The sequence below is a fragment of the Williamsia sp. Y844 genome, assembly GCF_056786475.1.
The window spans coordinates 906,339-931,319 of sequence record NZ_JBXCJB010000003.1 but is presented as its reverse complement, the minus strand read 5'-3'; the positions used below and the strand labels follow the sequence as shown (position 1 = coordinate 931,319).

At 64.2% G+C, this 24,981-nt stretch carries 22 protein-coding genes, 1 tRNA gene and 1 pseudogene; 17 read left to right on the top strand and 7 right to left on the bottom strand.

Going from position 1 to position 24,981, the window contains the following annotated elements; translation table 11 throughout:
* The first annotated feature begins 1 nt into the window (after position 1).
* From AC1TQG_RS21115 to der, 13 genes and pseudogenes are all read left to right on the top strand, one after another.
* Positions 2-997 (top strand): NAD kinase, encoded by a 996-nt coding sequence (locus AC1TQG_RS21115; RefSeq protein ID WP_482139963.1) that lies wholly within the window; start codon positions 2-4, stop codon positions 995-997.
* Positions 997-2,772: a DNA repair protein RecN gene (recN, locus tag AC1TQG_RS21110; protein ID WP_482139838.1), complete on the top strand. Its 1,776-nt coding sequence runs from the start codon at positions 997-999 to the stop codon at positions 2,770-2,772. Before AC1TQG_RS21115 ends, recN begins: the two co-directional genes overlap by 1 nt.
* Positions 2,773-2,864: 92 nt before the next feature.
* On the top strand, positions 2,865-4,052 hold the full coding sequence (gene steA, locus AC1TQG_RS21105; RefSeq protein ID WP_482139837.1) for a putative cytokinetic ring protein SteA: 1,188 nt from the start codon (positions 2,865-2,867) through the stop codon (positions 4,050-4,052).
* Between the two features lie 86 nt (positions 4,053-4,138).
* The gene (locus AC1TQG_RS21100) at positions 4,139-5,062 is read left to right on the top strand and encodes a copper transporter (protein ID WP_482139835.1); all 924 of its coding nucleotides are present in this window, start codon (positions 4,139-4,141) and stop codon (positions 5,060-5,062) included.
* Between the two features lie 233 nt (positions 5,063-5,295).
* Positions 5,296-7,062: a CTP synthase gene (locus AC1TQG_RS21095; protein WP_482139833.1), complete on the top strand. Its 1,767-nt coding sequence runs from the start codon at positions 5,296-5,298 to the stop codon at positions 7,060-7,062.
* Positions 7,059-7,706: an NUDIX domain-containing protein gene (locus tag AC1TQG_RS21090; protein WP_482139831.1), complete on the top strand. Its 648-nt coding sequence runs from the start codon at positions 7,059-7,061 to the stop codon at positions 7,704-7,706. The genes AC1TQG_RS21095 and AC1TQG_RS21090 overlap by 4 nt, the downstream gene beginning before the upstream one ends.
* Positions 7,707-7,722: 16 nt before the next feature.
* Positions 7,723-8,649 carry a site-specific tyrosine recombinase XerD gene (gene xerD, locus AC1TQG_RS21085; RefSeq protein ID WP_482139829.1) on the top strand — a complete coding sequence of 309 codons (927 nt, stop codon included), beginning with the start codon at positions 7,723-7,725 and terminating at the stop codon, positions 8,647-8,649.
* 138 nt (positions 8,650-8,787) lie between these two features.
* Positions 8,788-9,684, top strand: coding sequence for a ParA family protein (locus tag AC1TQG_RS21080; RefSeq protein ID WP_482139961.1), 897 nt, complete (start codon positions 8,788-8,790; stop codon positions 9,682-9,684).
* A gap of 2 nt (positions 9,685-9,686) precedes the next feature.
* On the top strand, positions 9,687-10,637 hold the full coding sequence (locus AC1TQG_RS21075; RefSeq protein WP_482139827.1) for a segregation and condensation protein A: 951 nt from the start codon (positions 9,687-9,689) through the stop codon (positions 10,635-10,637).
* Positions 10,630-11,433, top strand: a complete 804-nt coding sequence (scpB, locus tag AC1TQG_RS21070) for an SMC-Scp complex subunit ScpB (RefSeq protein ID WP_482139826.1) — start codon at positions 10,630-10,632, stop codon at positions 11,431-11,433. Before AC1TQG_RS21075 ends, scpB begins: the two co-directional genes overlap by 8 nt.
* 830 nt (positions 11,434-12,263) lie before the next feature.
* Positions 12,264-13,310: pseudogene (locus AC1TQG_RS21065) on the top strand (pseudouridine synthase); the annotation flags it as partial.
* Between the two features lie 26 nt (positions 13,311-13,336).
* Positions 13,337-14,005, top strand: coding sequence for a (d)CMP kinase (gene cmk / locus AC1TQG_RS21060; RefSeq protein ID WP_482139959.1), 669 nt, complete (start codon positions 13,337-13,339; stop codon positions 14,003-14,005).
* A complete protein-coding gene (gene der / locus AC1TQG_RS21055) occupies positions 14,002-15,429 on the top strand; it encodes a ribosome biogenesis GTPase Der (RefSeq protein WP_482139824.1) in 1,428 nt (475 codons plus the stop codon). The genes cmk and der overlap by 4 nt, the downstream gene beginning before the upstream one ends.
* 58 nt (positions 15,430-15,487) lie before the next feature.
* Here the strand turns inward: der and AC1TQG_RS21050 are convergent, their stop codons facing one another.
* The 3 genes from AC1TQG_RS21050 to AC1TQG_RS21040 form a co-directional block, all read right to left on the bottom strand.
* Positions 15,488-17,059 (bottom strand): HNH endonuclease signature motif containing protein, encoded by a 1,572-nt coding sequence (locus AC1TQG_RS21050; protein WP_482139822.1) that lies wholly within the window; start codon positions 17,057-17,059, stop codon positions 15,488-15,490.
* 64 nt (positions 17,060-17,123) lie between these two features.
* Positions 17,124-17,474, bottom strand: a complete 351-nt coding sequence (locus AC1TQG_RS21045; protein ID WP_482139820.1) for a DUF4180 domain-containing protein — start codon at positions 17,472-17,474, stop codon at positions 17,124-17,126.
* The gene (locus AC1TQG_RS21040; RefSeq protein ID WP_482139818.1) at positions 17,471-17,926 is read right to left on the bottom strand and encodes a helix-turn-helix domain-containing protein; all 456 of its coding nucleotides are present in this window, start codon (positions 17,924-17,926) and stop codon (positions 17,471-17,473) included. Before AC1TQG_RS21040 ends, AC1TQG_RS21045 begins: the two co-directional genes overlap by 4 nt.
* A 190-nt stretch (positions 17,927-18,116) precedes the next feature.
* On the opposite strand from AC1TQG_RS21040, the gene AC1TQG_RS21035 reads away from it, so the two are divergent.
* A tRNA-Pro gene (locus tag AC1TQG_RS21035) sits at positions 18,117-18,190 on the top strand.
* 64 nt (positions 18,191-18,254) lie between these two features.
* On the opposite strand, the gene AC1TQG_RS21030 is transcribed toward AC1TQG_RS21035, so the two are convergent.
* From AC1TQG_RS21030 to AC1TQG_RS21015, 4 genes are all read right to left on the bottom strand, one after another.
* A complete protein-coding gene (locus AC1TQG_RS21030; RefSeq protein WP_482139817.1) occupies positions 18,255-19,577 on the bottom strand; it encodes a flavin monoamine oxidase family protein in 1,323 nt (440 codons plus the stop codon).
* Positions 19,578-19,650: 73 nt separating this feature from the next.
* Positions 19,651-20,469 (bottom strand): Fpg/Nei family DNA glycosylase, encoded by an 819-nt coding sequence (locus AC1TQG_RS21025; RefSeq protein ID WP_482139815.1) that lies wholly within the window; start codon positions 20,467-20,469, stop codon positions 19,651-19,653.
* Positions 20,470-20,589: 120 nt separating this feature from the next.
* Complete coding sequence (locus AC1TQG_RS21020; RefSeq protein WP_482139813.1) at positions 20,590-21,111, bottom strand: methylated-DNA--[protein]-cysteine S-methyltransferase; 522 nt, start codon at positions 21,109-21,111, stop codon at positions 20,590-20,592.
* Between the two features lie 52 nt (positions 21,112-21,163).
* A complete protein-coding gene (locus tag AC1TQG_RS21015; RefSeq protein ID WP_482139812.1) occupies positions 21,164-21,775 on the bottom strand; it encodes a DJ-1/PfpI family protein in 612 nt (203 codons plus the stop codon).
* A gap of 368 nt (positions 21,776-22,143) precedes the next feature.
* Between AC1TQG_RS21015 and AC1TQG_RS21010 the strand changes: the two genes are divergently transcribed.
* The 3 genes from AC1TQG_RS21010 to idi all read left to right on the top strand — a co-directional run bounded on the left by AC1TQG_RS21010 (position 22,144) and on the right by idi (position 24,974).
* Positions 22,144-23,346: a M23 family metallopeptidase gene (locus tag AC1TQG_RS21010; protein ID WP_482139810.1), complete on the top strand. Its 1,203-nt coding sequence runs from the start codon at positions 22,144-22,146 to the stop codon at positions 23,344-23,346.
* Between the two features lie 178 nt (positions 23,347-23,524).
* A complete protein-coding gene (locus AC1TQG_RS21005; RefSeq protein ID WP_482139808.1) occupies positions 23,525-24,295 on the top strand; it encodes a class I SAM-dependent methyltransferase in 771 nt (256 codons plus the stop codon).
* 100 nt (positions 24,296-24,395) lie between these two features.
* Complete coding sequence (idi, locus tag AC1TQG_RS21000) at positions 24,396-24,974, top strand: isopentenyl-diphosphate Delta-isomerase (protein ID WP_482139806.1); 579 nt, start codon at positions 24,396-24,398, stop codon at positions 24,972-24,974.
* Positions 24,975-24,981: the final 7 nt, after the last annotated feature.

Sequence of the window (24,981 nt, the reverse complement as noted above, 5' to 3'; positions counted from 1 at the left end):
TCTGGCGGGTGACCCTGTTGCAGAGGTGTCGGTTGTAGAGGTGGAGACGCCGGAACGCGAGTTCCTGGTTGTCGCCCACACCGGCCGCGACATCGTGCGCGAGACCATGGCGGTCATCGCCAAACGGTGCGCGGACGCCGGTATCGGCTTGCGTGTCATCGATCACGACATCCTGCCCGCACCTCCGGGGCCGCCCTATCTGGGCACCGTCTACCCACTCGACCTCGAAGAACTGCGCGATATCGGTGCCGATGTCGCCGTGACTCCGGCCGGTGAACAGTCGGCGGCAGGCTGCGAGGTCGTGATCGTGCTCGGCGGTGACGGCACATTCCTGCGGGCCGCCGAACTCGCGCATCCACTGTCCGTGCCGGTGCTCGGAATCAACTTGGGGCACATCGGTTTTCTCGCCGAGGCCGAGGCGAATCGGGTTGATGAGGTGATGACCAAACTCGTCGACCGCGATTATTCGATCGAAGATCGCATGACGCTCGACATCAGCATCCGGGTCGAGGGGCGGGTGATCGCCCAGACCTGGGCTCTCAACGAGGTCAGCATCCAGAACCAGTCACGGCAGGGCGTTCTGGAACTGATCACCGAGGTCGACGGACGTCCGGTCTCCGCATTCGGTGCCGACGGCATCCTGGTGTCGACGCCGACAGGGTCCACGGCTTACGCGTTCTCCGCGGGCGGTCCGGTGATGTGGCCTGATCTCGAGGCCATCCTGCTGGTGCCGTCGAACGCCCATGCTCTGTTCGCGCGGCCGATGGTGACCAGCCCGCGCTCGCTCGTCGCGGTCGAGGTGATGGCACGTGGGCAAGACGCACTTGTCGCCTGCGATGGTCGCCGCAACATCGAAGTACCCGCCGGTGGCCGGATCGAGGTCGTCCGTGGTCGTAAGCCGGTGCGCTGGATCCGTATCGATTCCGATCCATTCGCCGACCGGTTGGTGCGTAAGTTCGAACTGCCGGTCACCGGGTGGAGGGGAAGGCAAATCTAGTGCTCGAAGAAATCTCGATCAGCGGTCTGGGAGTCATCGACAAGGCCAGCGCCGAGTTTCATGAAGGCCTGACAGTGCTGACCGGCGAGACCGGTGCAGGCAAGACCATGGTGGTCACCAGCCTGCATCTGTTGTCCGGTGCGCGGGCTGATCCAGGCCGCGTCCGCACCGGCCAGAGCCGGGCTGTGGTGGAAGGCCGTTTCCGAACAACGGGGACCGATGCCGCAGAGGTCCTTGATTCATCCGGCGCCGAGTTGGACGACGACGGCACGGTGATCGCTGTCCGCACGGTCAATGCCGATGGCCGGTCCCGGGCTCATCTCGGTGGCCGGTCGGTCCCGGTCGGACTGCTCGGTCAATTCACCAGCGGCCAGTTGGCGATCCACGGCCAGAATGACCAGCTCCGGTTGCTGCGCGCAGAACATCAGCGCGATGCGCTCGACCGTTTTGCCGCCGGCGCGGTGACCAAACCACTCAAGGCGTATCGCGAGGCGCGCGAGCGGTGGGTGACGCTCGCCGATCAGCTCCGTGAGCGACAGGCCAATTCGCGGGAGATCGCACAGGAAGCCGACCGACTCCGGTTCGGCGTGGACGAGATCGACAAGGTGGCGCCGCAGCCCCGGGAAGACGCGGAGCTCGCCGCAACCGTCCGCCGACTCGGCGATCTGGAGACCGTGCGTGCCGCGGCCGCCGCAGCGCTCGTGGCCATCACGGGCACAGACCCGGACGCCGACGGACAACTCGGTGGTTCGGTGCTCGACGGACTGGGTGTGGCCCGAGCCAACGTCAGCACGACCAACGACGACACCCTGCGTGGTCTGCTGCCGCGGATCGAAGAAGCCCTCAGCGTCGTCGGGGACATCGGCGAAGAACTCAGCGGGTTCCTGTCCGGCCTACCCACCGATGCGGCAGAGCTGGAGCAGCTGTTGCAGCGTCAGGCCGAACTGAAGTCGCTGGTCCGCAAATACGCCCCGGACATCGACGGTGTGATCGCCTGGGCCGATGCCGCCCGGTCGCGATTGACCGAGATCGGTGACTCCTCCGAATCCCTGGAAGACCTCGCGGCGCGGGTGACCGCAGCCCGCGACGACGTCGGTGTGGCGGCAGGCAAACTCACCAAGGTGCGCGTGAAGGCCGCGAAGTCATTGGCCACGAAGGTCAGTTCCGAACTGACCGGCCTGGCCATGGGCGACGCTCAACTCGAGGTCAGTGTGTCGCCCGACGATGCGACCGGCAACGATCGCCGGTCCCTCGAGATCGACGGACGTCAGGTCCATGCCGGACCGGACGGCACGGACAAGGTGGAGTTCGGCCTCACCGCACATGCCGGGGCGCCGGTACGACCGATCGCGAAATCGGCATCCGGTGGTGAGCTCTCCCGCGTGATGCTGGCGTTGGAAGTGGTCCTCGCCGGCCCGGGCGGCGGCTCCACGATGGTGTTCGACGAGGTCGACGCCGGTGTCGGTGGCCGCGCGGCCGTCGAGATCGGGCGCAGACTCGCCCGCCTGGCACAGGCACACCAGGTCATTGTGGTCACCCACCTGCCGCAGGTGGCCGCATTTGCCGACAATCACCTGTTGATCGGAAAACAGACCTCGTCGGGGTCAAAATCGGTCAAGGCTTCATCTGTGACGAGTTCGGTGGCTGTCCTGGACCGCGACGAGCGGGTAGCCGAGTTGGCCAGAATGCTTGCCGGACTGGGTGATTCGGATACGGGGCGGGCCCACGCCGAGGAACTTCTCGGTACCGCGGAGCAGGAGAAAGCGGCGTTCTGAACGCGATACACGTGTTGCTCGTGTGACAAAAGTGGCGTGTGTTACGGCGCGCCTCCAACAAAAGTGTCGAGTAGTGGTTCAGTGTTTCCCGCATGAGGATGCCTGCCCTGCTGTCACGCACAACCGAAACTCTGCCTGGGATCAGCGGTATCGCCAGGATCGACAAGAACACCAAACGACTGCTGTCCAGAGTCGGCCCCGGGGACATCGTGATCCTCGACGAGGTCGACCTGGACCGCATCACCGCCGACGCACTCGTCGCCGCTGATGTGCTGGCCGTCGTGAACGCTTCGACGTCCATCTCCGGTCGTTTCCCCAACCTCGGACCCGAGCTGCTGGCAGCTTCGGGCATCACCCTGATCGACGATGTCGGCGTCGAGGTCTTCAAGCGCATCAAGGACGGCGCCAAGATCCGCGTCAACGAAGGTGGCCTGTACTCCGGCGAGCGCAGGCTCGCGAAGGGCACCGAACTCGGCGAACGCGAGATCGCCGACCTGATGATCGACGCCAAGACCGGTCTGGTCGATCACCTCGAGGCCTTCTCCGGCAACACCATCGAGTTCATCCGCAGCGAGTCGCCACTCCTGATCGACGGCGTCGGTGTGCCCGATGTCGACATCCGCATCGAGGGCCGCCACGTCGTGGTCGTCTCCGACGGACCCGATCACGCGGCCGACCTCAAGCGGCTCAAGCCGTTCATCAAGGAGTACCAGCCGATCATGGTCGGTGTTGACGGTGGCGCCGACACGCTCATGGACATGGGCTACCGCCCGGACCTGATCGTGGGCGACCCCGAAGGGATGCGGGCGGCAACACTCAAGTCCGGCGCCCAGGTTGTCCTGCCCGCCGACCCGGACGGCCATGCCCCGGGACTCGAGCGCATCCAGGACCTCGGAATCGGGGCGATGACGTTCCCGGCCGCCGGATCCGCAGCCGACCTCGCGCTGCTGCTCGTCAACCATCACGAAGCCGCGCTGATCGTCACCGTCGGCCACCCCGCCTCGATCGATGAGTTCTTCGACCGCAGCCTCCGGGAGTCGAATCCATCGACCTTCCTCACGCGGCTCAAGGTCGGCGCAAAACTCGTCGACGCAAAAGCTGTCGCCACCCTGTACCGTTCGCGGGTTTCCGGCGCGGCCATCGCGCTGCTGATCCTGGCCGCACTGGTGGCCATGATCGTTGCCGTGATGATGTCGAGCAATGGCTCGGAAGTGACCGACTGGATCGTCGACCAGTGGGACCGTCTCACCGACTGGGTCCAGCGCGTGTGGAATGAATGATCGCCGCCACTGACCTCTGACCTCCACCGAACCCGCAGGGGTTCGCCCTGGCTGGTCCGATCCAATACCCTTGGAATGAGATTTTTGTGATTTCGCTTCGCCAGCACGCTATTTCGCTGGTTGCGGTGTTCCTTGCCCTCGCCGTCGGGGTGGTGCTGGGATCCGGATTTGTTGCTGACACGTTCGGATCGGCCAGTGACACCCAGGACGAGCGGGAGCAGGAGCTGCGCGACGAGAACCAGCAGCTGACCAACAACCTCAACGCCGCCAACAACTTCGACACCGCGATCGCGGGACGATTGTTGGCGGGTTCCCTGACCGATCGTCCGGTGTTGATCATCACCGCGCCGGGCGCCGACGAGGGTGATGTGGCCGCGGTCAAGGACAACCTGAACAAGTCGGGAGCGATCCTCAGTGGACAGGTGGCACTGACGGACACGTTCGTGAGTGATCAGAGCGCCGAGAAGATGCGTTCGATCGTCGACCAGTCGATACCCGCAGGCAGCACGTTGAACGCCGAATTGACCGACTCTGGTGGTCGCGCCGGTGATCTGCTGGGGCTGTTGCTCAATCTGTCACCGGACGAGGCTGAGCCGCAGGTCGACTCCGTTGCCACCGACGCCGGTCTGGCAGCACTCAAGCAAGGCGGATTCATCGACTACGCCGAAGGTACGGTAGCGCCGGCTCAACTCTCGATCATCGTGACAGGCAACAAGTTTGCCGATGACTCCGGTGCGCGTGGACAGGTGATCGCGCGCTTTGCGGGCGCCTACTCAGAGCGTGGCGCCGGTACTGTCCTGGTGGGCCGGACAGGTTCGGCCGAGGGGTCGTCGCCGATCGCGGTGGTCCGGGCCGACCCGGCGTTGAACGCAGAGGTCTCCACCGTCGACAACGTCAATCAGGCAACGGGGCGGATCACTGCCGTCCTGGCGCTGACCGACGAGCTCGGCAACAAGCACGGCGCCTATGGCACCGGCCCCGGCGCCACCGCAATCGCGCCGGAGAGCTGAGCCGGATCTGAGCTGGATGTGAACGACCTGGAGATCTGACCGAAGGATCTGCAGACGACGCCACGTGTCATCTGCGCCACATTGGGTGCAGGGCACGTGGCGTTCGTGTCTGCATCGCCCGATTCTGGGCAACCGACGCGTCGTGTCAACAGCAAGAAACCCGGCCATTGGTGTTACCGTGGAGTCCCGTAGGTAGGCAAGGATTTCTTGCCGCAGTACTAACGGGAGAAGCGTTGCGTCCATTACGTCATGTGCGGTCAGGCACAAAGCACATCTTCGTGACCGGGGGCGTTGCATCGTCGCTCGGTAAAGGTTTGACGGCTTCGAGCCTCGGCCAGTTGCTCACGGCGCGCGGACTGCGCGTCACGATGCAAAAACTAGATCCTTATCTCAACGTTGATCCGGGAACGATGAATCCGTTCCAGCACGGTGAGGTGTTCGTCACCGAAGACGGCGCGGAGACCGATCTCGATGTCGGCCACTACGAGCGCTTCCTCGACCGGGACCTCTCCGGATTCGCGAATGTGACCACCGGACAGGTGTATTCCACCGTCATCGCAAAAGAGCGTCGCGGTGAATACCTCGGTGACACCGTGCAGGTGATCCCGCACATCACCGACGAGATCAAGCGCCGCATCCTGGCGATGGGCCAGGCCGACAACGACGGCCAGATCCCCGACGTCGTCATCACCGAGATCGGTGGCACGGTCGGCGACATCGAATCACAGCCATTTGTCGAGGCGGCACGTCAGATCCGTCACGACGTGGGCCGGGACAATGTGTTCTTCCTCCACGTGTCGCTGGTCCCGTACCTGGCACCCTCGGGTGAGCTGAAGACCAAACCCACCCAGCACTCGGTCGCCGCGCTGCGCAGCATCGGTATCCAGCCCGACGCGCTGATCCTGCGTTGCGACCGCGACGTCCCCGAGGCGCTGAAGAACAAGATCGCGCTCATGTGTGACGTCGACATCGAAGGCGTCATCTCGACACCGGACGCGCCGTCGATCTACGACATCCCCAAGGTGCTGCACGCCGAGCAGCTCGATGCGTACGTCGTCCGCAAGCTCGGTCTGCCGTTCCGGGACGTCGACTGGACCGTGTGGGGCGAACTGCTCAAGCGGGTCCATGAGCCTCGCGAAGAGGTCACGATCGCGCTGGTCGGCAAGTATGTCGAACTGCCGGACGCGTACCTGTCGGTGACCGAGGCCATCCGCGCCGGCGGTTTCGCACATCGGGCTCGCGTGAACGTCGTCTGGGTGCAGTCGGATGACTGTGCCGACGACGCCGGAGCGCAGGCAGCGCTCGCCGATGTCGACGGCATCCTGATCCCCGGTGGATTCGGGATCCGCGGTATCGAGGGCAAGGTCGGCGCCGTCCGATACGCGCGCACCCACAACGTCCCACTCCTGGGACTGTGCCTGGGCTTGCAGTGCATCGTCATCGAGGCCGCGCGTACCGCAGGGCTTGCTGATGCGAGCTCCACGGAGTTCGATCCCGAGACCCCGTACCCGGTGATCTCGACGATGGCCGATCAGGAAGACGCCGTCGCCGGTGAGGCCGATCTCGGCGGAACAATGCGGCTCGGCGCCTACCCGGCGACGCTGGAGCGCGGTTCGGTTGTGGCCAATGCCTATGGCTCCGTTGATGTTTCAGAACGCCACCGGCACCGTTTCGAGGTCAACAACAGCTACCGTGACAAGATCGCCGAAAGCGGTCTGGTGTTCTCGGGTACTTCGCCGGACGGCCACCTCGTGGAGTTCGTCGAGTACCCGCGTGAGGTCCACCCGTTCCTGGTCGGCACACAGGCCCACCCCGAACTGAAGAGCCGTCCGACGCGTCCGCATCCGTTGTTCAGCGCATTCGTGCGGGCCTCGCTGCGGTACAAAATGGCCGAGCGTCTCCCGGTGAATGTCCACGGCGACGAAGAAGTCGATCCCGATCTCGATTCCGTTCTCGACGTGACCGCTGCCGAGGCCGGCGCCAAAGAGGCCGGCATTTGAGCGAGCGTCACGAGTTCCGGACTCTCGGAACCGACGTTCACTACGACGGGGCGATTGTTGCGCTCCGCGTCGACGAGGTCGCGATGCCGGGTGGGACCACCGCCAAGCGTGAGGTCGTCGAACACCACGGTGCGGTGGCGGTGGTCGCGGTGAACGATCAGGATGAGATCGCGATGGTGCTGCAGTACCGCCATCCGATCGGCCGGCGTCTTCTCGAACTCCCTGCGGGCCTGCTCGACGGGGGCCCGCAGGAGAGTCCCGTCGACGCGGCCCGCCGGGAACTGCTCGAGGAGACCGGGCTTGCCGCCGCTGCGTGGCAGGTCCTGGTGGACATCGACGTCTCACCCGGATTCACCGACGAGGCACTGCGGGTGTATCTGGCCACCGGGATAACGGAAGTGCCGCAACCGGATCCGGAGCACGAAGAAGCCGACATGACGCTGCATTGGGTGTCGCTCGATGATGCGGTGCGACAGATCTTGTCGGGCGAGATCGTCAACGCGACGGCCGCGGCCGGGATTCTGGCCCTGTCCGCCACACGGTCACAGTCGATTCCGTTGCGTGATGTCGACGCGCCCTGGACCGACCGTCCGGTGGCGTTCGCCGACCGCAAGGCCGAGCGCGACGGGGCCGGTCGATCGTGAACGCGCGCCGAACCTCATGAGCCTCGCGGATCAGGTGCAGGTATACCTGGACCACCTCGAGGTCGAACGAGGTTCGGCGCGTAACACTTTGCAGTCCTATGCCCGGGATCTGCGGCGGTATCAGGAGTATCTGAGCTCGCGTGGGATCGATGCGCTCACCGACGTCACCGAGGCCGACATCCGAGAGTTTCTGGTTGCGCTACGCCGCGGTGATGCCGACAACGGCAAGCCGCCGCTGGCCGACAGCTCGATCGCGCGAACCCTGGTGGCCACGAGAGGTTTCCACAAGTTCGCCGCCGCCGAGGGAATCGTGCCGGACGACGTCGCGCATGGTGTGGCTCCGCCCAAGGCGCCGCGCCGGCTCCCGAAGAGCCTCCCGGTCGACGAGGTCCTCGCGATCCTGGCCGCCAGCGGCGGTGAGGACGTTGCGGACGATCCGAGGTCGTTGCGGAACCGGGCGTTGCTCGAACTGCTGTACAGCTGTGGTGCCCGTATCTCGGAGGCGGTCACCCTCGACGTCGACGACATCGATACCGAGTCCCGGTCCGTGGTGTTGCGGGGCAAGGGTGGCAAAGAGCGGATCGTGCCCGTGGGGCGTCCGGCCATCGCCGCACTCGACGCCTACCTCGTGCGCGGCAGGCCCGCGCTCGTCTCCAAGTTCAACCCGGCGCTGTTCCTCAACTCACGCGGCGGCCGGCTCAGTCGTCAGAGCGCCTGGCAGGTCCTGGTCGATGCATCCGAGCGGGCCGGATTGGACAAGGCGGTATCACCGCACACGTTGCGACACAGTTTCGCCACGCATCTGCTCGACGGTGGCGCGGACGTCCGCGTGGTGCAGGAGTTGCTCGGGCACGCGTCGGTGACCACCACGCAGGTCTACACACTCGTGACCGTCGGAACGATGCGTGAGGTGTACGCCCTCGCGCACCCGCGCGCTCGATGAGTCCGGACCGTCAATATCAGGCTGCGGACCCTCGTAGCGGTGAGCCTCCACAGCGCCGACGCGCCGACCCACTAGGCTCTGGGTGTGACAACGCCGCAGCCACCTGAATACGGGCGCGGGCGTGATGCGAATCAGTTGATGATCTCGGCGCCGCCACGCGGTGTAGAGGAACTTGACCGCGAAAAGCCCAGCGCACCCGGAGAGCTCGGGCCGACCGGTCGCGAACTGCGTCCGGTGCCCGAACCGACGCCGCTTGATCGGCATGGTCCTGCCACGGTGGTCGCTGTCTGCAATCAGAAGGGTGGCGTGGGTAAAACCACGTCGACCATCAACCTGGGTGCTGCGCTGGCCGAATGTGGCCGTCGGGTGCTGCTGGTCGATCTCGACCCTCAGGGCGCGTTGTCTGCGGGCCTCGGCGTGCCGCACCATGAACTCGACCTGACGGTCCACAACATGCTCGTCCCACCGCAGCTCTCGGCCGAGGATGTCCTGATGCGGACCCGGGTCGAAGGCATGGACCTGTTGCCCTCCAACATCGACCTGTCTGCGGCGGAGATCCAGCTGGTCAACGAGGTGGGCCGCGAGCACACACTCGGCCGCGCGCTGCATCCGCTGCTCGACCGCTACGACTACGTGCTCATCGATTGCCAGCCGTCGCTGGGACTGCTCACCGTCAACGCGCTTGCCTGCGCCGACACCGTCCTCATCCCGATGGAGTGCGAGTACTTCAGCCTGCGTGGACTGGCGCTGCTCAACGACACCATCGACAAGGTTCGCGACCGTCTCAACCCGCGGCTCACACTCGGCGGCATCCTGGTGACGATGTTCGACGCCCGCACCCTGCATTCCCGCGAGGTGATGCAGCGCGTGGTCGAGGTGTTCGGCGACAAGGTCTACGACACAGTCATCAGCCGGACCGTGCGATTCCCCGAAACCAGTGTCGCCGGTGAACCCATCACCTCGTGGGCACCGAAATCAGGCGGCGCCAAGGCGTATCGGGCACTGGCCCGCGAAGTCATTCACCGCACGCGCTAGAGATGACCGAACCTTCAGAGACCGAGCCTTCAGAGATCGGGTCCTCTCAGGTTGAGACGCCGGAAGATGACACGCCAGGAGTTGATCCGGCGGCAGCGACGCCTGCGCCCGAGCCCGCGACAGAGCCCCTGACGGAGCCCGCGACAGAGCCCGTGATTACCGGGAAATCGCGGTTTCAGGTCAAGCTGACGAACTTCGAGGGGCCGTTCGATCTGCTCCTCAACCTCATCGGCCAGCACCGCCTCGACGTCACCGAAGTCGCGTTGCATGAGGTGACCGACGATTTCATCGCCTACACCAAGCTCCTCGGCGCCGAGATGGAACTCGACCAGACCACGGAGTTCTTGGTGGTGGCGGCGACGCTGCTCGACCTGAAGGCCGCACGTCTGCTGCCCTCTGGTGAGGTCGAGAACGACGAGGACCTGGCGTTACTCGAAGCCCGCGACCTGCTGTTCGCGCGACTACTCCAGTACCGGGCCTACAAACAGGTCGCGATGCTCTTTTCGGAGCTGGAAGCTGCTGCGCTGCAACGTTACCCGCGCGGTGTCTCGCTCGAAGCCCGATTCGAGTCGTTGCTGCCCGAGGTGACCATCGGTGTCAGTCCGGCGGTGTTTGCCGAGGTGGCGGTGGCCGCGATGACACCCAAACCGGTTCCGAAGGTGGGGCTCGGGCATCTGCACATCGAAAAGGTGTCGGTACCTCAGCACGCGTTGCGGATAGGGGAGATCTTGCGGCACGCCGGTGCCGGGGTGTGGGTGAGCTTCACCGATCTGGTTGTCGAATGCGGTAGCGGCCTCGAGGTGGTGGCCCGATTCTTGGCACTACTGGAGCTGTTCCGCGAGCGGGCCGTGGCGTTCGAACAGCCCGAGGCCCTCGGATCGTTGTTGGTTACCTGGACAGGCGAACTCGTAGACGCTCAAGTGATCGTCGAGAAGGGCGAAGACTATGGCTGAATTACCGGCTGAAGAAGTACCGGCCGAAGACGTGCCGGCTGAAGAGCCGCAAGAGACTCCTGTGCCCGACGTCGACGAGGTGTCGGATGCGTTGGCCGATGCTCTGTCCGAGGACGATGCTCCCGACACGTCGGATGACGACCTCCCGGTCGAGGACCTCCTCGCCGACGACGAACTCCGGTCGGCACTCGAAGCGATGTTGCTCGTGACAGACACACCGGCGCCCACTGATCAGCTGGCGTCGGTGCTCGAAGAGACGACTTCGCGGGTTCAGACGATGCTGCGGCAGATGTCGAATGAACTGACCGACCGAAACAGTGGCATGGATCTTCGCTACGCAGGCGACGGCTGGCGGCTCTATACCCGCAACGAGTACGCGCCCTATGTGGAGCGGCTGCTCCTCGACGGCGCGCGGACGAAGCTGACACGCGCGGCGCTCGAAACCCTGGCCGTGGTGGCCTATCGCCAACCTGTCAGCCGGTCGCGGGTCAGTGCGGTGCGCGGGGTCAATGTCGACGGTGTGGTCCGCACGTTGCTCGCGCGCGGACTGCTTGCAGAAGTCGGAACGGACTCCGATTCGGGCGCAGTGACGTACGGCACGACGGAACTATTTTTGGAACGTCTGGGGTTGGCTTCTTTGGACGAGTTACCGGATCTCGCGCCGTTGCTACCTGACGTGGACGTCATCGATGCCCTCGGAGATGAGATCATCAGCGACCCGCGATTCGCCAAACTGGCAGGTAACCCGTCAGACTTGAAGTACAAAACCAACAACATCACCGTCGACGACGATTGAGCTGCGCATTGCAGATCGATCAATACGACGGGAATTAGGGATAGAGAATGGCACCCGCTAGCCGAGACGGCAGACCGGACAGAGACAACAACAAAGGCAAAGGGCGAGCTCCTCGTGAGGGCGGACGGTCGTTCGACGACCGTGACGCCAAGCCTTACTCCGAGCGTGGCAGTCGGCCCACCGGTGAACGCGGTGGTCGGCCTACGGGTGACCGTGGCGGACGCCCCGCAGGCGGCGAGCGCGGCGGACGGCCCACAGGCGGCGAGCGCGGCGGACGGCCCACAGGCGGCGAGCGCGGCGGACGGCCCACGGGAGATCGTGGCGGACGGCCCAGCTTCGGTGAACGCGGCGGACGGCCCAGCTTCGGTGAACGCGGCGGACGGCCAGACGGTGAACGCGGTGGTCGACCTACGGGTGACCGCGGTGATCGCGGCGGACGCCCCACTGGCGGTGATCGCGGTGGACGGCCCACTGGCGGCGAGCGCGGTGGACGCCCCACGGGAGATCGTGGCGGACGGCCCAGCTTTGGAGATCGCGGCGGTCGGCCTTCGGGCGAGCGTGACGGTCGGTCCAGCGGCGGCGATCGTGGTGGCAGGCCCACCGGAGACCGCGACGGACGGTCCAGCTTCGGTGATCGCGGCGGTCGGCCTTCGGGCGAGCGTGACGGTCGGTCCAGCGGCGGCGATCGTGGTGGCAGGCCCACCGGCGATCGTGGCGGGCGGCCGACAGGTGAGCGTTATGGAAACCAATCGCATGATCGTGGCGGCAAGCCGTCGTACGAGCGTGGCGAAAAGCCGTCGTACGAGCGTGGTGGAAAACCGGCATACGAGCGGAGTGAAAAGCCCGCTCACGAGCGTGGCTCGCGGCCCAGCGGCGAAGACTTCGGTCGTCCGACCGGTGACCGGACCGCGAACCCGAGCACTGAGCGCAGCGGCAACGCGACCGGCGGAAGGCCCGCGGGAAAGGCGACCAAGGGTGCCGCCGAAGCACGATTCAAGAAGACTCATCGCAAGGGCTTCAACCCGGAGCGCGGAGCTCGTTCGGCCCCTGACGCGAAGAGCGGCCAGGCTCGGCTGAACAACGCAAAACCTGCCCGCGACCAGAATCCGCTGGATGCTTCGGAAGATGGCGCCACTTATGTCGAGGGTGGATTGCGTCTGCAGAAGGTGCTCGCGCAGGCCGGAGTCGCCTCACGGCGCGGTGCCGAGGAATTGATCGCGGCTGGTCGTGTCGAGGTCGACGGTGAAATCGTCCTCGAACAGGGTCTGCGTATCAATCCCGAGACTGCGGTGGTCCGCGTTGACGGATCCCGTGTGGTGGTCAACGAGGAACATCAGTACCTCGCGCTCAACAAGCCCAAGGGCTGGCAGTCGACGATGTCCGACGAGTTCGCCCGTCCGTGTATCGGTGACCTGGTGGCCGAGCGCGTCATGTCGGGACAGAGGCTGTTCCACGTCGGACGCCTCGACGCCGAAACCGAAGGACTCATCCTGCTCACCAATGATGGTGAGCTGGCGCATCGTTTGATGCACCCGTCGTTCGAGGTTCCCAAGACCTACATGGTGACCGTGCGCGGAGAGGTGCATCGCAACCTCGGTCGCACCCTGCGCGACGGTATCGAGCTCGACGACGGCCCGGCCAAGATCGACAAGTTCGCGTTGCTCGATGTGAACCAGGGCATTTCGCTGCTCCGTCTGACGCTGCACGAAGGCCGTAAGCACATCGTCCGTCGAATCCTTGACGCTTCCGGCTTCCCGGTTATTCGACTGGTGCGCACCGACATCGGTGCGGTCAACATCGGCGAACAGCGTCCGGGCACCTTGCGGGTCATGGGCAACGATGAGATCGGCGCGCTCTACAAGGCGGTGGGATTGTGACCAGCCCAGGGGTGATCACGTCCGGTGTGATCGCCATCGATGGTCCGGCCGGAACCGGTAAATCGAGTGTGGCGCGCCGCGTGGCAATCGCGTTGGACGCCAACTACATCGACACCGGAGCCATGTATCGGGTCGCGACCCTGCGCGCACTGCGGGCGGGTGTGGCACTGGACGATCCGGACGCGATCGACAAAGCGACTGAGGGCGTGCGCATTTCCGTCACCAGTAGTCCGACCGAGCAGGTCGTGTTGATGGACGACGAGGATGTCTCTGATGAGATTCGTCGCGACGAGGTGACTCGCGCGGTGTCGGCCGTCTCGGCCGTGCCCGCGGTGCGTACTCGCTTGGTTCAGGCGCAGCGTGATCTGGCACAGAACGGACTCAGCGTGCTCGAGGGCCGAGACATCGGGACCGTTGTGTTCCCCGATGCCACGCTCAAGGTGTACCTGACCGCAACGCCTGAGGTTCGTGCGCAACGGCGGCATGATCAGAACCTCGCCGCAGGAATTGACAGTGATTACCAGACGGTGCTCGCGGACGTGATCCGTCGGGACCATCTGGATTCGACACGGCCGACGTCGCCATTGCGGCCGGCCGATGATGCCGTACAGGTCGACACCACCGACATGGGCATCGAAGAGGTGATCGCCAAGCTGGTTGAGTTGGCGCGCAACCGGATTGGGGTAGAAGCATGAGTGACAATTTTGACGGGGCAGCAATCTCGTCTGACGGAATGTGGTCGGATGAATCCGACTTCGAGCTCGTAGAGCTCTCCGATCTCGGCGTCGACGGCGCACCCTTGGCGGTGCCCGTTGTCGCAATCGTCGGTCGCCCGAACGTGGGCAAGTCGTCGCTGGTGAACCGCATCCTGGGGCGCCGTGAAGCGGTGGTCGAGGATATCCCCGGTGTGACCCGCGACCGTGTCTCCTACGAGGCATCGTGGGCCGGACGGCGGTTCATGGTGCAGGACACCGGCGGTTGGGAACCCGACGCCAAGGGTCTGCAGCAGTCCGTGGCTCGCCAGGCCGAGATCGCGATGAAGACGGCCGACGCAATCGTTCTGGTTGTCGACACCACCGTGGGCGCCACCGCCACCGATGAGGCTGTGGCCAAGGTGCTGCGGCGCTCGAAGACTCCGGTGTTGTTGGCGGCCAACAAGGTTGATGACGAGCGGCTGGAATCGGAAGCGGCTGCCCTGTGGTCGCTGGGACTGGGGGAGCCGTTCACGGTGTCCGCCGCCCACGGTCGCGGTACCGGTGACCTGCTCGACCGGATCCTCGAAGCCCTTCCTGAAACGCCCCGCGAATCCACCACGATGGGTGGCCCGCGCCGAGTTGCGTTGGTGGGCAAGCCCAACGTGGGCAAGAGCTCGCTGATGAACAAGCTCACCGGTGAAGAGCGTGCAGTGGTCGACAATGTCGCCGGAACCACGGTCGACCCCGTTGACGAACTGGTCGAACTCGGTGGACGGGTCTGGAACTTCGTCGACACCGCCGGCTTGCGCAAGAAGGTGACGCAGTCGAGCGGACATGAGTTCTACGCGTCGCTGCGTACCCGGTCGGCCATCGAGGCCGCCGAGGTCGCGGTGCTGCTGATCGACGCGTCGGAGCCGATCACCGAGCAGGACCAGCGTGTTCTGACGATGATCATCGAAGCCGGTCGCGCACTGGTGATCGCATTCAACAAGTGGGATCTGGTTGACGAGGATCGCCGACTGCAGTTGGCCAAGGAGGTCGACCGCGACCTGTCCCGCGTGCCCTGGGCCCGGACGGTCAACATCTCAGCCCACACCGGTCGGTCGGTGGCAAAGCTGGTGCCGGCACTGGATACGGCGTTGGCGTCATGGGACAAGCGGATCTCGACCGGGCAGCTCAACAACTGGCTCAAGGATGTCATCGCGGAGACGCCGCCACCGATGCGTGGTGGTCGTCTGCCTCGCGTGATGTTCGCGACCCAGGCTGCCACCCGGCCGCCGACGTTTGTCTTCTTCACCACGGGCTTCCTGGAGGCCGGCTACCGCCGGTTCCTGGAGCGAAAGCTGCGTGAGGCCTTCAACTTCGACGGTTCGCCCGTTCGGGTGAACGTCCGAGTCCGCGAGAAGCGCGAGCGCACGAAGTAGGACGAGACAGCTTGCACCCCTGCCCCGATCAACATTGTTGGTCGGGGCAGGGTTATGTTCAGGCAACTTTGAGCCACTTGAAGTTTCGCCATCCGTAGTCGATGTTGAACACCTGCGCCTCGGCAGATTCCTTATCGAACACGGTGCGGGCGCGTTGCAGGAACCATTCGGCGTCCGCGTCGCTGTTCGGATTCCACATCTCCGGGTTTGTGAAGTATTTGTCCGGGAAATGAGTGTTGTTGGGCTGCGGCAGATCCAGGCTTCCGCGTTGACGCCAACCGATCCGGCCCTGCCAACCCGGAGGGCCGTTATCTGCGTTGATGATTTCGGTGATCCATCCGGTATCACCGTCGTTGACCTGGGCATGATCGGGCCCGCAGACCAGGGTCAGCACGGTGATATCGGTACGACCACCTTTGGCCCACTCCCGAATGTGGTGGACCGCGCATTCGGAGGCCGGGGCATCACAGCCCGGACGAGAACAGCCCCGCTCCGAGGCGATCAGAGCGAGTCTCTGATCAGCGGTGGCCAGGCGTTCTTCACGACCCAAATACAGCGGACGATGCTTGTCGTCGAGCAACGCCAGGAACTTGCGGCTCACTCCGGCCAACTTCAGGGCGTCCTTGACGGCCAACACCCCACCGGATGCGGTGGTGGCCAGACCGGTTTCTTGTTCAAGTTGTTCCAACGTCATCGTCACGATGACCTGCGCCGGCAGACCCCGGTGAGTACCGAGTTTGCCCTGCCCGACAACCATTTCCATCAACCGTTTGAACGCATCATGATTGCGTTGCCCCGGAGTGCGGGTATCGCGCTCAGCCGCCGCGCGCAGGGCATCTTTGTCTGCCTTGTCGGCGTTGCCGGTCGGTGAGTCCGGATCGTTCGGATTGTTCATGCCCTTGGCTGCCCACTTCGCCGCCACCACATCCCACAATGCTTTGGTCGCCGGGTCGAGAGTGCCCTTGATCCCGGCCAAGTGATCCGCGCCTTGCTTGGATACCGACAACTCCCGCTTCTGCGCACGGTCGCTGTCGTCGAACTCGCCGTCCGGGTTCAGGTGGGCATGTAGGTGCAGACCAACCTTTTTCAGTTCGTCCGGATCCATCGTGCGGGCGGCCTCGGCCATCAGCCTTTCTCCGTCGGACCACAATTCGAGGTTGCTGCGAATACTGCCGGGCAGGTTACGCAAGGTGTCGTCGATGACGTTGTAGTGCGCCACTCCGATCGCACCATCACGCAACGCCGACCACGTGTTCGGGTACACCGGTGCAACCACCTCGCCGGATGGGGTGTGCCATTCACCCAGCCGTTCAGCCCTTTTCGACCGGGCACTGGCCTGGGCCGCCGAAACGCGCAAGTGCTGCCGCAGAAACTTGTTGTGCTTGAGCCCTTGTTTTGCCGCCACCGATCGTTCGCGCAACTCGACCGCCACGCGGATTTTGATGGCTTCATCACGGCGGGTTTGGGTTTCGATCGCTTGGGCGAGTTCGACGGTCTCTTTGTCCGACAGGTTCGCGATCGATACGTCAACAAGCCTGCGGGACAACATCTCACGGACAGCAACGATCTCTTCCGTATCAAGGGCCATGCCCTCGATACGGTTGATGAGATTTGCCACCCCCGCGGTCATGGAACAGTTCTATCAGCACCCACCGACAAGTCCTTGACCAGGGGTTTTTCCAAAGGTGGTGCAGTCAGGCAAGTCTGGCTTGTATGTCGCCGATCGAGTCGACAAACCACACATGACGACCGCGGTTGGATTCGCGCACAAACGCGGCCAGCGACTCACTGCGTGAGACCTCCGTGGAGATGTCGCCGACGATGGCGATCACAACGCGGTACTGAACCATCTTCTGGAGGTACTCACCTGCGACGCCCGTACTGAGGTCCAGGAACCCTTCTGGCAAACGATTGATGGGTATCGCGACCGCTGCCACCTTGTGTCCCCACGTTGCGCCGATGGCGTCGAGAGCTGCCACGGTTTCACCGGTGGCAGGATAGACCATCAGCTCATCGCCGTTTTGGGTCTGCTGGAACATTGTCATGAGAAGTTGCCTCCTTCAGTCAGGTCGCGGAGCAGGATCAGGACGTCTGCGGTGTCGCTGATGCTGCCTTGCGCAATCACTTTCAGTGAGCGGCCGTCGGGGCCGGGGGCCGTGGTCAGGCGTAGTGGGTGACCGCGGTCCCGGCCGCCCGCCGCGGCGGTGAGCACTGTGGCGATGCGGTCCCAGTCGCCTGGTTTGAGGTTCTCGAGGTCGACAACAACCGTGCTGTGCTCGGTGACCCCCGCTTCTGCAGGTGACTCGGCCGTTGGTCCCGGGACGGTGTTACCTGCACCTGCGACGAACGCGGCCAGATCCGTTCGGGTGATCCGATACTGCTTGCCCACGCGGGCGGCACGGAGCCGCCCATCACGGATGTATGCGCGGATGGTTCGCACATGCAGTCCGAGCTCATCGGCCACCTCGTCGGCGGACAGGTAATTCGACGGTGTCACAGTAGGTCAATATACAGACAGATAGGGATGTTTAGGTAATTCGTCGGAGGAGCTGATGTGGGTGATTGCCGGACCTGCTGGATTTCCCGGCGCGCTGACGACTGAGGCTCGACAGGGCTTCTACCAGGCGATTTTCGCTGCGGGTGGTGCCTGAGGTAATCTCATTCAGCGCCCTTAACGGGGAGTGCCACGGGCTGTGGCGCAGCTTGGTAGCGTACTTGACTGGGGGTCAAGTGGTCGCAGGTTCAAATCCTGTCAGCCCGACAGAAGTCAGAGCAGGTCAGAGGCGGTTTCGGAGAAATCCGGAGCCGCCTTTTTCGTGCACGGATCAGCTCCAGATCTCCGTGAACGACACATCGCGACCCAGGATCTGTTCTGCTGCCCGATGTCCCGACTTCAGCGCACCGGTCACCGTCGCGGGGTCGTCGGTCCAGGTGGCCTCGCCGGCCAGGTGCAACACGCCGTCTATCGGCGTGGACAGGACATCGTGATCCTGCCGGTCCGAGCCGACCGTCATGTACGCATACGAACCGCGCGCGTAGGGATCGTCCTGCCAGCGAGTGACGTGAACCCGGTCCGGTTGCACAACGCGGTCGCCATATAGCCCTCGCAATGCGTCGAGAACTGAGTCGGCGATCTGCGTATCCGACCATTCGCGAGTCGCTCTGGCGCAAGGGCCTGCCGCGAACGTCAGGAGCGTCGGTGAACCGTTCAGGGCGGTCATGTCGTACCAGGAATGCCACCACCGACCGGCCTCGCCCTGCCGGCGAATCGCATAGACGTCGTCGTCCCAGAATTTCTGCGGAAACCGCAGGACCACCTTCTCGAATGCGTTCATCTCCAGCCGATTCAAAGCACTTGAGAGCGGTTCGGGCAGTGGTGGATCAAGCACGAATTCGGGCGACTTCAGCACTCCGGCCGGAGCCGTGATTACAACCCGGCCGGCCGAGAAATGCCCCCGGCCGGTCTCGATGGTGACACCGGTCGGCGACCACCGCACGCAGGTGACAACGTGGTCCAGTCGCACATCGAGGCCCTTCGCCAGCTGTACGGCGAGTTCGTCGTAGCCGTCGGGGAAAACCACTTCGTCGCCCTCGATCGCATCGTCGTCGAGACCGTGCGCGTCGAGGTCGTCGATCCACACACCCAGTTGTTCCTCGGCCCGGTGTTGCAGGAACTCGCGGACTCGCATCGAACGGTCCTCGTCCCACTTCAGTTGCGCCAAAGTGCTTTCCACCGCCATACCGAAGGAGGTGTTCGGCTCCGAGGAAGAGATGGTGGTCGCCAGCCGATCGCTGAACGAATGGATGTCTGATGAGAAATGTTGGGCGGCTTCGTCACCCAATCGCGAGCCGGTCGGGGAGTAGTAGGCGATGGGTCGCCCATCCGGCTGATAGCTGCCGACGGTGAACTCAAGCGTGCGCATGCCGAAGGCCTTGACGGCATCGGCAACCGGATTTCCATCGACCCCGTGGATCCAGGATGCTCCGTAATCGATGACCTCGCCGTCTGCGCGGGAGGTCCAGACGCGCCCTCCGAGGCGGTCTCGGGCCTCCAGGATCGCCACCCGTTGGCCGTTATCGGCGAGGATTCGCCCGACGGTCAGGCCGGCGATACCGGCGCCGACGATCAGCGTGTCGAAGTCTGTCAACGGAGTTCCGATCTGTCGGTGCGTGAATGCGATACCAGCCGCGGTGCCGGCTGCTGCCTTTCTGATGAGTTGCTCACGATTGCTCCCGCGAACACCACCATGTCGTGCGCCCGCCGACGGTGCCGCGTGACATCGGCGCCCCACACCGGGGGCACACGGCGCCGGTCTTCCGATACGGGATGATCTCCCCGGTGTGGACGCCGCCCTTCTTGGTAGCGGATCGGATGGCACGGCGCAGGGCAACACGTAGGTTGTCGAGGTTGTCGGTGCTCAGGGTCTTGGCGCGGCGTGTCGGCGACAGCTCGCACTGCCACAGGACCTCGTCGGCGAGCAGGTTCCCGATCCCGGCGATGGCCGCCTGGTCGAGCAGCCTGGCCTTGAGAGGCGCTCCGCTGGAACCGATCCGATGCCGAAAGTCCTCGCGCGAGATCTCCGCGGCATCCGGGCCGAGTGCGTCGATATCGGGTTCCAGGCGCACGCGGCCGAGGCGGCGTTTGTCGAAGAGTCGGAGTTGGCCTCCGTCATCGAACGTCATGGCGAAGCGCGTCCACTCGGGTTTGTCGGTGTCCCGCTCACCGACGTGCGGATCGCCGCCGCCGTAGATCGAGGTCTGATCACCGTCGGGCGCCGTGACGATGATGCGCCCGCCCATACCGAGGTGGATGCCGAGCCTGGGACCCGCTGACCCGTCCGCGGTCTCGGTCTCGCACCACATGGCTTTGCCGCGACGACGGGCTTCGGTGAGCCTGCCGCCCTTCAGCGCCCGGGCGATCTCACCCGGGCGGTGCGGTCGACACTCGAACGTGTCGGTGTCATCGATATCGACGATGACCCGGTTCAGCGCCTTCTCTACGACCTGTCTGGCGTTCTCGACCTCGGGAAGTTCCGGCATTCGTCCGGTATACCCGGCGCGGCGCACTCATGTGCGGAAGTCGCGGGTGCTCAGCATGGCGCTATCACGATCGGTGAGCGCGCGTTCCAAGTCTGGTCCTCGGGCCGCGGCTGTTCGTGGTCAGAACAGCGTGGGCGGAGTCGCGCCCTCGAAGTCGAGTAGCCATCGTTTTGTCTGCAGGCCTTGCCCGGTGTCGCCGCCCGAGTAGCCGCCCAGGCCATCGGCGGCGACCACTCGGTGGCACGGGATGAGCAGTGGCACAGGGTTGACGCCCATGATGGTGCCGATGCTTCGCGCGGAGACGCCGGTACTGCTCCGCGCTGCGAGTTCGCCGTAGGTGATCGTCTCTCCTCGCTTCACGGTCTTCTCGAGCGTGGTGAGGACGGCGCGGGCGACGTCGGACATGTCGTGCATGTCGATCGGAAGATCGAACTCGGTCAAGTTCCCGTCGAAGTAGGCCTGGAGCTGGGCAAGCCCCTCGACAAGTAGAGGATCATCGGGCGCATTTCTCGATGGCGGAGGAGTCCACCGCCACGCCACCCGCACGATCGCCTCGCCGCTACTGGCAAGGGTGATCGAGCCGATGGGCGTTGACAGCGAGCCCGAGGTGATCCCGTCAACCCGCTCATCTTCGTGCGTCATGTGGGCCGAGGATAGTCTCGAAAGTTCGTGACGAGACGCCAGCTATTTCAAATCAGAGTCCGTTTACGTCCGCGAATCGATCGTGCGTCGGGTCGGTTTGGATTTCGAGTTCGATCAGATCGGCGGCTCGTTGAGCCGTCTCCGCGCCGCAAAGCGAGCCGATCAAAGCTGCGGTCATGTCCATGCCCGCCGCGACACCGGACGAGGTCCAGCGATCACGGTCCTGCACCCAGCGGGCACGGGGGAGCCACGTCACCGTGTTCCCGTGTTCCTGTGCCCATCGGAACGCCACCTTGTTCGAGGTGGCTTGGTACCCGTCGAGGAGCCCGGCAGCCGCAAGCACCGCAGAGCCCGTACATACCGACGTCACCAGTTGGCATTGCGCCGCGTACTGGCGCAACCAGTCGAGGAAATCGTTGTCCGACACCAGTGATCGGGTTCCGATCCCTCCGGGGATGAGCATGATGTCGGCAGGTGGCGCGTGGTCGTATGTACGACTCGCATTGACAGTCACGCCCTGGGAGCTGGCAATCGGCCGCGTCGCGGGCCCGAGGAAGCTGACGTCGAATTCGTCCGGCAGAACACTGAGCAACTCGACCGGACCGAATACGTCGAGCAGTTCAAAGCCGTCGAACAAAACAATGGACACTGTGCGTTGGGGCATGCGACGACATTACCGCCCGATTCTGGGAACAACGGACCTATTAGATCTCTTTGATTGACTGGCGTGAAAGCGAGGCTTGACCGCATTTACCCGAACCGTGTCAGACGAGATCGACTGTGCAACAAGGAATCTAGTTCCATGGGTTAAACGGGCATAGGTCTGAATCCCGTCAGTGGGACAGAATTGTGCCAGATAAGCTGTTCTTGTCCGGAATGCGGCTTCTTTGCTGTTACGCTCCACGCATTCGCGACGTTGCATGCTTCGAGCGTCGATGTTCAATCGACCTGAAAGTGGCCGTCGACATGCCGGAAATAACGACGTCAGCCCGATGGACCGTGCTGATGCTCTCCGTGGCAAGCCTTTTGATCGTGACAGCGTGCACGGAGGCGGATGGCGCATCAACCGCGGGCCCGTCGTCCTCCGCTGCCGGCTCGGGGATGCTTCCCGGTTATCAGGATCAGACCACGTTGGAGTTCTCGCCGTTGATCATCAGCGTGCTCTCTCCGGAGGTCATTCCGGTGAAGGGGTCGGACGGGCAGTATTACGTCGCATATGAACTCAGCGTCTTCAACGCCGCGCCGCGCGATGCGACGATGACGACGATCGAGACCCTTGCCGAGAACGAAGGTGGGGAGGTCCTCGCAACGTCGGACCAGCAGGAGATCGCCGCCAATACGATGCTTGTGGCCAGTACCGCGGTCGGAACGTCTGATATCCCGGCGGGCCGGACCGCGATCGTCGTCGCTCGCGCGGTTTACCCGACGGCAGAGGCGATTCCGGCTGCGTTCACCCATCGAATCGCCGCCACCTTTGCTCCCGCGGCACCCGACGCGCCGCGACTGGCCTCGAAGTACCCCGACGAGGTCGAGCAGATCGGGGGCGCGGTGACAACGAGTTCGGAATCACCGTTGGTGATCGGGTCGCCGGTGGCGGGCGACAACTGGTTCGCGAACAACGGATTGGATGCGGCGGCGCTGAACGCTCACAGTGACGTGGTGATCCCCGTGGGTGGACGGGTCGCTGCTGCAGAGAGATTCGCGATCGACTTCATGGGGATTGATCCGACAACGATGACGTCGTACCGCGGTGATCCCACCTTGAACGAGAGCTACCTCGCGTTCGACCAGCCGCTCCTCGCGGTGGCGGATGCGACGGTCGTGCGCGTGGTTTCCGGGCTGCCCGATGTCGCACCGAAGACCCTTACACCGGTCGACGTGATCGATGATGCCACTGGAAATCAGGTCGTCCTCGACCTTGGCGATGGCGTGTACGCCCTGTACGCACACATGAAAGACGGCCCTGCGATGGTGAAGGTCGGCGACAAGGTGACGAAAGGCCAGGAGATCGGACGCCTTGGCAATTCGGGTAACACCAGCGAAGCGCACCTGCATGTTCAACTCCAGCGAGGCAGCGTGCTGTCGGCGGAGAACGTGGCATGGGTGATCGACAGCTTCACTGTCACAGGCGTACTGGGACCTGATGGCGACAGTGTCGTCGCACCCGCGGTGGCGGGTGCGCGAACCAACGAAGTTCCTGTGATGGGCACCATCTCCCAGTTTCCCGCACTCTGAGGATAGGAACTTCTCGTGAGCCGCGGGATGAACGCCGACCGCGACGTCATCTTCGTCGACCAGCGCGGGACCATGCACAGCGAGCCGCAGATGAGCCCACCGGATTCTACGGTGTCGTGACGTCGGCAATCGCAGGCAATCCCTCGTGGGCGGAACACCTGCGGACTACTCTCGGGCCATGTCGTTCGAGGTTCCGCCGGATGCTTACGCCCGGTTCATGGGTCGCTACTCCGAACCTCTGGGCGCCGTATTCGCTGATGCCGCCGGGGTCGGGGGAGAGCAGCGCGCACTCGATGTCGGGTGTGGTCCGGGAGCACTCACCGCGCATCTGGTGTCGCGACTCGGGGTCGGTCACGTGTGCGCCGTCGATCCGTCGTCGTCCTTCGTCGACGCCACCCACGCCAGATTTCCCGGGATCGATGTTCGCCAGGCGGTAGCAGAGGACCTACCGTTCGAGGCGAACTCATTCGACGTGACGCTCGCGCAGTTGGTCGTGCATTTCATGACCGATCCCGCACTCGGACTCACCGAGATGGCCCGCGTGACACGGCCGGGCGGGACGGTCGGAGCCTGCGTCTGGGACTTAGGCCCGAATGAGCGAGGCCCGATCTCGCTGTTGTGGAGGATGGTTCGCGAACTGGACCCGGATGCTCAAGATGAGTCCGACCTCGCCGGCGTCCGGCAGGACCAATTGGCGTCACTGTTCAGTAGCGCCGGAATCCGCGATATCGAGCCCAGTGAACTCACTGTCCGTGTGACATACGACAGTTTCGACGAATGGTGGGAACCCAACACCTACGGGATCGGGCCCGCGGGTATCTACGTCGCCGGACTTTCGCCGGAGCGGCGAGACGCTTTGCGCGAGCGATGCGCCGCTGCCCTGCCGGATGCGCCTTTTGATTTGGAGGCCACTGCCTGGTGTGCGGTCGGCAGGTCGCGGAACGCCTGACCACCGCCATTCGGGCTGGTCCTCACGTGAGACATCCACGGCATTGTCGGTTCCGAATATGGGGTGAGAAACTTCAGGTACCCGAGTGAACGAGGTATGCATGACCGACGACCTGGTCGTCCTGGCCGACGCCGACGGACAACCGTGTGGGACCGCCGACCGGACGACCGTGCACACCACGGATACGCCGTTGCATTTTGCCTTTTCCTGCCATCTGGTGGACGAAGGTCATCTCCTGATGACCCGACGCGCGTTGAGCAAGCGCACCTGGCCGGGTGTGTGGACGAACTCATTCTGCGGACATCCGCGACCCGGTGAGTCGGTCGAGGACGCAATCCATCGATATGCGCAGCGCGAGTTGGGTATCGACGTCGAGGGGTTGCGGTGCGTGCTGCCGGACTTCCGCTACCGGGCGGTCGACGCCAGTGGTGTGGTGGAGAACGAGATATGCCCGGTCTTCGTCGCGAGTCCGGTGGGAGAGCTTCGCCCGGACCCCGACGAGGTCGCGGAGTACGCCTGGTCCGCCATCTCCGACGTCTGGACGCTCGCCGAACGCACCCCTTGGGCGGTGAGCCCGTGGTTCGTCGAACAGGTCCGCTCATTGCCGGGACCGGACCCGTACGGTCGCGTGGCCGAAAGCCCATCCGGATTGCCCGCCGGCCCGAATAGAGGGCAGTAGGTGAGTA